Raw genomic sequence first — 6,954 nt, forward strand, 5'->3', positions numbered from 1 at the left:
CCGAGGCGTCTTCCCTGCGCCTCGACGACCCTCGAAAACCGCCCAGACCTCGTGTCGGGCGGACAGATCCGCCTCACCATCTTCTTCCGGGAGCACACGCACCGTGGCCGACCGACTGATCATCCGTGGCGCGCGCGAGCACAACCTGCGTGACGTCAGTCTCGACCTGCCCCGGGACGCCCTGATCGTCTTCACCGGGCTCTCCGGTTCGGGCAAGTCGAGCCTGGCGTTCGACACCATCTTCGCCGAGGGGCAGCGCCGCTACGTCGAGTCGCTCTCGTCGTACGCCCGGCAGTTCCTCGGCCAGATGGACAAGCCCGACGTCGACTTCATCGAGGGCCTCAGCCCCGCGGTCTCGATCGACCAGAAGTCCACCTCGCGCAACCCGCGATCCACCGTCGGCACCATCACCGAGGTCTACGACTACCTCCGCCTGCTCTTCGCCCGCATCGGCGAGCCGCACTGCCCGATCTGCGGCGAGCGCATCTCCAAGCAGAGCCCGCAGCAGATCGTCGACCGGGTGCTGGCCATGGCCGAGGGCACCCGGTTCATGGTGCTCGCCCCGGTCGTGCGCGGCCGCAAGGGCGAATACGTCGACCTCTTCGCCGAGCTCCAGGCCAAGGGCTACGCCCGGGCCCGGGTCGACGGCGTGGTGCACCCGCTCACCGAGCCGCCGAAGCTCAAGAAGCAGGAGAAACACACCATCGAGGTGGTCATCGACCGGCTCAGCGTCAAGCCCAGCGCCAAGCAGCGGCTGACCGACTCGGTCGAGGCGGCGCTCGGCCTCTCCGGCGGCCTGGTGCTGCTCGACTTCGTCGACCTGGCCGAGGACGACCCGGCCCGGGAGCGCCGCTACTCCGAGCACCTGGCCTGCCCCAACGACCACCCCCTCGCGATCGAGGACCTGGAGCCCCGGGTCTTCTCCTTCAACGCGCCCTACGGCGCCTGCCCGGAGTGCACCGGCCTGGGCACGAAGAAGGAGGTCGACCCGGAGCTGGTCATCCCCGACCCGGAGCGCACCCTGCGCGAGGGCGCCATTCAGCCCTGGGCCACCGGGCACAACCTGGAATACTTCCTGCGCCTGCTGGAGGCGCTCGGTGAGGCCGAGCACTTCGACGTGGACACCCCGTGGCGGGCGCTGCCGTCCCGGGCGCAGAAGACGATCCTGCACGGCTCCGACGACCAGGTGCACGTCCGCTACCGCAACAAGTACGGCCGCGAGCGCTCCTACTACACCGGCTTCGAGGGCGTGGTGCAGTGGATCGAGCGCCGGCACACCGACACCGAGTCGGAGTGGTCGCGGGACAAGTACGAGGGCTACATGCGCGACGTGCCCTGCGCGGCCTGCGGCGGCACCCGGCTCAAGCCCGAGGTGCTCGCGGTCACCCTGGCCGGCAAGAGCATCGCCGAGGTCTGCAACCTCTCCGTCGGTGAGGCCGCCGACCTGCTCGCCGGCATCGAGTTGAGCGACCGGCAGAAGATGATCGCCGAGCGGGTGCTCAAGGAGATCAACGCCCGGCTGAAGTTCCTGCTCGACGTCGGGCTGGACTACCTCTCGCTGGACCGCCCGGCCGGCACCCTCTCCGGCGGCGAGGCGCAGCGCATCCGGCTCGCCACCCAGATCGGCTCCGGCCTGGTCGGCGTGCTCTACGTGCTGGACGAGCCGTCCATCGGCCTGCATCAGCGCGACAACCATCGGCTGATCGAGACGCTGCTGCGGCTGCGCGGGCTGGGCAACACGCTGATCGTGGTCGAGCACGACGAGGACACCATCCGGGTCGCCGACTGGATCGTCGACATCGGCCCGGGCGCCGGCGAGCACGGCGGCAAGATCGTGCACAGCGGGTCCGTGCCGGCCCTGCTGGAGAACGAGGAGTCGGTCACCGGGGCGTACCTGTCGGGGCGTAAGCAGATCCCGACGCCGGTCATCCGCCGGCCGCAGACCCCGGGCCGCGAGCTGGTGGTGCACGGGGCGCGCGAGCACAACCTGCGCAACCTCACCGTGGGCTTCCCGCTCGGCCAGCTCATCGCGGTCACCGGGGTGAGCGGCTCCGGCAAGTCGACGCTGGTCAACGACATCCTGCACGCGGTGCTGGCCAACCAGATCAACGGCGCCCGGTTGGTCCCCGGCCGGCACACCCGCATCACCGGTCTGGAGCACGTCGACAAGGTCGTCGGCGTCGACCAGTCGCCGATCGGCCGCACCCCGCGCTCCAACCCGGCCACCTACACCGGGGTCTGGGACCACATCCGCAAGCTCTTCGCCGAGACCACCGAGGCCAAGGTCCGGGGGTACGGGCCGGGCCGGTTCTCGTTCAACGTCAAGGGCGGGCGCTGCGAGGCCTGTTCCGGTGACGGCACGATCAAGATCGAGATGAATTTCCTCCCGGACGTCTACGTCCCCTGCGAGGTCTGCAAGGGCGCCCGCTACAACCGGGAGACCCTGGAGGTGCACTACAAGGGCAAGACGGTCGCCGAGGTCCTGGACATGCCGATCGAGGAGGCCGCCGAGTTCTTCTCGGCCATCCCGGCCATCCACCGGCACCTCAAGACCCTGGTCGACGTCGGTCTCGGCTACGTGCGCCTCGGCCAGCCCGCGCCGACCCTGTCCGGGGGCGAGGCGCAGCGCGTCAAGCTCGCGTCCGAGCTGCAGAAGCGCTCCACCGGCCGCACGGTCTACGTGCTCGACGAGCCCACCACCGGCCTGCACTTCGAGGACATCCGCAAGCTGCTGATGGTGCTCGAGGGCCTGGTCGAGAAGGGCAACACGGTGATCACCATCGAGCACAACCTCGACGTGATCAAGTCCGCCGACTGGATCATCGACATGGGCCCGGAGGGCGGGCACCGGGGCGGCACGGTGCTCGCCACCGGCACGCCGGAGGAGGTCGCCGAGGTGCCGGAGAGTCACACCGGCCAGTTCCTGCGGCCGATCCTCAAGCTCGACGGCGCGGCCAAGGGCGCCAAGGCGGCCACCACCCGGGCGGCCAAGGCCAACGGCGGCGCGACGAAGTCACGCGCTCGGAAGGTGCCGGCCGGGGCGCGCTGAGCGAGGCGTACGACGGGCGGGCCGGGGTGAACCTGGCCCGCCCGATCTCTGCTCGGATATCCGTTTGGTGACGTGTGAGTATGAACCGTGCGGCACCCTGGTCCGTGTTCCGTAGTGTGGCCCCGGATCATGACGGGTGGCCACAGCCGAGAGAGAGGCCGGACATGAGTGATGATCAGGTGCTGACCGGGCCGGGTACGCAGACGCGCCGGGCCCTGCTCGCGGGCGCCGGCGCGGTCGGCGCCGCCGTGGTGCTGGCGGGCTGCGGCGGCGACGACGGATCCGGCTCGGGAGCGCCCGCGCCGACCAGCGGCGGCCCGGGCGCCACCGGCGCCGGTGACGCCGAGGGCGGCGACCGGGACAGCACCGGCCCGCTCGCCCGGACCACCGACATCCCGGTCGGCGGCGGAGCGGTCTTCGCCAGCAAGGGCGTCGTGATCACCCAGCCCGAGGCCGGCCAGTTCAAGGCCTTCGACCCGATCTGCACCCACCAGGGCTGCCCGGTGTCGAACGTCGACGGCGGCACCATCAACTGCACCTGCCACAACAGCCGGTTCTCGATCACCGACGGCTCGGTGAAGCAGGGCCCGGCGACCAGGGCGCTCGCGCCCAAGAACATCAAGGTCACCGGCGAGCAGATCACCCTGGCCTGACCGGCCCGGCACGTCCCGCGTCCCCCGCCCGCCGCCCCGGTGGTGGGGGACGCGCGGCGACGGCCGGGTGTCGGGGGTGCGGACTAGGCTTGGCGCGTGGCTGACCCCTCGACCTACCGTCCCGCGCCTGGCACCATCCCGGAGTCCCCAGGGGTCTACCGCTTCCGCGACGGCACCGGCCGCGTGATCTACGTGGGCAAGGCGCGCAACCTGCGCAGCCGGCTCAACTCCTACTTCGCCGACCCGGTCAACCTGCACCAGCGCACCCGGCAGATGGTCTTCACGGCCGAGTCGGTGGACTGGATCACGGTGGCCACCGAGGTCGAGGCGCTCCAGCAGGAATACACCTGGATCAAGCAGTACGACCCGAGGTTCAACGTCCGCTACCGCGACGACAAGTCGTACCCCTACCTGGCGGTGACCCTCGACGAGGAATACCCGCGCCTGCAGGTGATGCGCGGCGCCAAGCGCAAGGGGGTGCGCTACTTCGGGCCCTACTCGCACGCCTGGGCCATCCGCGAGACGCTCGACCTGCTGCTCCGCGTCTTCCCGGCGCGGACCTGCTCCTCCGGGGTGTTCAAGCGGGCCGGCCAGGTCGGCCGCCCGTGCCTGCTCGGCTATATCGGCAAGTGCTCCGCGCCCTGCGTCGGCAGCGTCACCGCCGAGGGGCACCGGGAGATCGTCAACGGCTTCTGCGACTTCATGGCGGGCCGCACCGACACCATGGTGCGCCGGCTGGAGAAGGAGATGCTGGAGGCCAGCGAGCAGCTGGAGTTCGAGCGGGCCGCGCGGCTGCGCGACGACGTGGCGGCGCTGCGCCGAGCCATGGAGAAGCAGACCGTGGTGCTCGGCGACGGCACCGACGCCGACGTGGTGGCCTTCGCCGACGACCCGCTCGAAGCAGCGGTCCAGGTCTTCCACGTACGCGACGGCCGGGTGCGCGGCCAGCGCGGCTGGGTGGTGGAGAAGACCGAGGAGCTGACCACCGGCGACCTCGTGCACCACTTCTGCACCCAGGTCTACGGCGGCGAGCAGGGCGAGGCCGACGTCCCCCGCGAGCTGCTCGTCCCCGAGCTGCCCGGCGACGTCGACGCGCTCGCCGACTGGCTCTCCACCCGGCGGGGCAGCCGGGTGTCGCTGCGGGTGCCGCAGCGCGGCGACAAGCGGTCGCTGCTGGAGACCGTCGAGCGCAACGCCAAGGACGCGCTCGCCCGGCACAAGCTCAAGCGGGCCGGCGACCTGACCACCCGCAGCCAGGCCCTCGACGAGATCGCCGAATCGCTCGGCATGCGCACCTCCCCGCTGCGCATCGAGTGCTTCGACGTCTCGCAGATCCAGGGCACCGACGTGGTGGCCAGCATGGTCGTCTTCGAGGACGGCCTGCCCCGCAAGAGCGAGTACCGCCGGTTCATCGTGCGCGGCGCCACCGACGACCTCTCTGCCATGTCCGAGGTGCTGCGCCGGCGCTTCGCCCGCTACCTCGACGCCCGCGCCGAGACCGGCGAGATCGGCGAGGAGACCGCCGGCGACCCCGACCGGCCCGGCATCGACCCGACCACCGGGCGACCGCGGAAGTTCGCGTACCCGCCGCAGCTGGTCGTCGTCGACGGCGGCCCGCCGCAGGTGGCGGCCGCCGCGCAGGCCCTCGCCGAGCTGGGCATCGACGACGTGGCGCTCTGCGGGCTGGCCAAGCGGCTGGAGGAGGTCTGGCTGCCCGACGACGAGTTCCCGGTGATCCTGCCGCGCACCTCCGAGGCGCTCTACCTGCTCCAGCGGGTACGCGACGAGGCCCACCGCTTCGCCATCACCTTCCACCGCCAGCGCCGCTCGAAGCGGATGACCGAGTCGGCGCTGGACAACATCCCCGGCCTTGGCGAGGTCCGCCGCAAGGCCCTGCTGCGGCACTTCGGCTCGCTGAAGCGGCTGAGCGCGGCGACGGTGGAGGAGATCACCGAGGTGCCGGGCGTGGGGAAGCGGACGGCCGAGGCGATCCTGGCCGCCCTCGACGAAGGCGTCCAACGCACCCCCAGCGCCTGACCCGTCGGCGGTTTCGGCACGTCGCACCCTCCACGCCGCTTCGTCACCCGAACACCGCCGGCGCTTCCTCCCGGCTGCCCGGCTGCCCGGCGGCCCTCGGTGGAACGGTATGGGTGTCTTGCGGCCCCGGAGACTTCCATGACGTCCCACCCACCGAGCCGCGTTCCGACCGGGCGCGAGGTGGTCGGGCGGATATGTCCGTTACTCCCGCGCCTTGGGCGATGCGCACTGCCGTGGACGCCTCGGTCCGTCGGTGTTGACCAAGGAGTTTGCGTCGGGATTCGGCCGGATGGCGACGCAAACTCCTTGATCGACGCGGCTGGTCGCCGGCCAGTGGTCCCGCCGGCCCCGGGTCCTGCCGGTCCGCCGGCTCCGTGGGCCCTTGAGGCACCGCGGGGCTCGCCCCACCTGGTCGTCTGCGGATCTTGGAGAGTTGTTGTTCGCTGTGAACGGCAACTATCCAAGATCCGCGCGGTCGGCTTGGGTGACGTGGGGTGTGTGTCCGGTTTGTGGTGACACGTTCGGGTGCGGTGTCTGGTTTCGGCCGGGTGGTCGGCGTCACCGGCTCGGCGGAATCATGCCGGGGGTGGGGTCGTTGTATATGGCAGACCGCGCAGCAGCCCGCCCCCAGGCGAGGTAGTGCCGGTCGGAATGGCTGGCCCCGGCCGGTCGTTACATCCCCTGGGCCGCGCACCACCGGCCCGAGCCGGCAGAGAGCGGGGAATGGCCCCCGGCCGCCGGTCGTTACATCCCCCGGACCGCGAAGGTCCGAGCCGGCAGAGAGCGGGGAATGACCCCCGGCCGCCGGTCGTTACATCCCCCGGGACATCGGATCAGGCCGAGGGAATCCTTCCCCGCCGCCGGTGGTTACATCCCCGGGACCGCCCGAGCAGGTCGCTGATCGCCGGGCACCTTCACAGACTTTCCCCCGCGGCACCCGCACCCCCCCTTGCGTGCTGCGAAACCCCCGATTGGAAGGCGTGATTCATCATGCGTACCAACACCATGCTGCGTAACACCGTTCTGACCGCTGCCGGTATCGCCGCGACCGCCGGTGGGATCGCCGGCCCCGCGATCGCCGCCCAGGCCACCCCGGCCGAGAAGACCGCCCACGTGGCCACCGACCGTAAGGGTCACGGCGAGCGGGAGCTGAACGTCCGCTACGAGGCCCAGCCGAACTTCTACTACTGCGGCCCGGCCGCCACCCGCAACGCC

Annotated in this window: 3 protein-coding genes and 1 pseudogene; all 4 read left to right on the plus strand. The window is 71.1% G+C overall.

What is annotated here, in order from left to right; all coding sequences use genetic code 11:
- The first annotated feature begins 103 nt into the window (after positions 1-103).
- Positions 104-3,049 carry an excinuclease ABC subunit UvrA gene (gene uvrA / locus ABZW14_RS05400; RefSeq protein WP_355340158.1) on the plus strand — a complete coding sequence of 982 codons (2,946 nt, stop codon included), beginning with the start codon at positions 104-106 and terminating at the stop codon, positions 3,047-3,049.
- A 164-nt stretch (positions 3,050-3,213) separates the two neighbouring features.
- Positions 3,214-3,702, plus strand: a complete 489-nt coding sequence (locus ABZW14_RS05405; protein ID WP_355340161.1) for a Rieske (2Fe-2S) protein — start codon at positions 3,214-3,216, stop codon at positions 3,700-3,702.
- Positions 3,703-3,798: 96 nt separating this feature from the next.
- Positions 3,799-5,739: an excinuclease ABC subunit UvrC gene (uvrC, locus tag ABZW14_RS05410; protein ID WP_355340164.1), complete on the plus strand. Its 1,941-nt coding sequence runs from the start codon at positions 3,799-3,801 to the stop codon at positions 5,737-5,739.
- Between the two features lie 990 nt (positions 5,740-6,729).
- Positions 6,730-6,954, plus strand: a pseudogene (locus tag ABZW14_RS05415) (phytochelatin synthase); the annotation flags it as partial.

The organism is Micromonospora sp. NPDC004551 (assembly GCF_040609975.1).
Lineage (GTDB): Bacteria > Actinomycetota > Actinomycetes > Mycobacteriales > Micromonosporaceae > Micromonospora.